The sequence below is a fragment of the Halorubrum sp. SS7 genome, assembly GCF_005435055.1.
Lineage (GTDB): Archaea > Halobacteriota > Halobacteria > Halobacteriales > Haloferacaceae > Halorubrum > Halorubrum salinarum.
On the sequence record NZ_SGXV01000336.1, the window covers coordinates 1 to 437 of the forward strand.

The window sequence follows — 437 nt, forward strand, 5'->3', positions numbered from 1 at the left end:
CTTCGGCCAGTACCTCCGGCCGTCGCGCTCGCACCTCGACGTGTTCGAGTACGTCCACCCCGACGTGTTCGAGACGTGGCGCCGGGTCGCCGAGGCGGAGTTCGACTTCCTCTACTGCGCGTCGGGCGCCATGGTCCGCTCGTCGTACAAGGCGGGCGAGCTGTTCGTCGAGGCGCTGTTGCGCGAGGGCCGGACGCCCGAGGACGCCCGGCGACACGCCCGGGCCGCGGGCGGCGACTGAGACGCGGATTTCGGAACGCGTCTGGGGGCGGATTTCGGAACGCGTCTGGGGGCGGATTTCGGAACGCGTCTCCCTCGACAGCTGTCAGGCGCTTTCGAGGTATCGACTTTTGTTCAAACAGCGAATTATTTACCTCTCGGTGTCCCACCCTGTGTCAGTGAGACGTACACATGGGAACGACTGACTCGTCGATCGT

The 437-nt window shown here is 65.4% G+C and carries 1 pseudogene; it reads left to right on the forward strand.

What is annotated here, in order from left to right:
- Nucleotides 1–241: pseudogene (locus tag EXE44_RS18275) on the forward strand (lipoyl synthase); the annotation flags it as partial.
- Between the last annotated feature and the right edge of the window lie 196 nt (nt 242–437).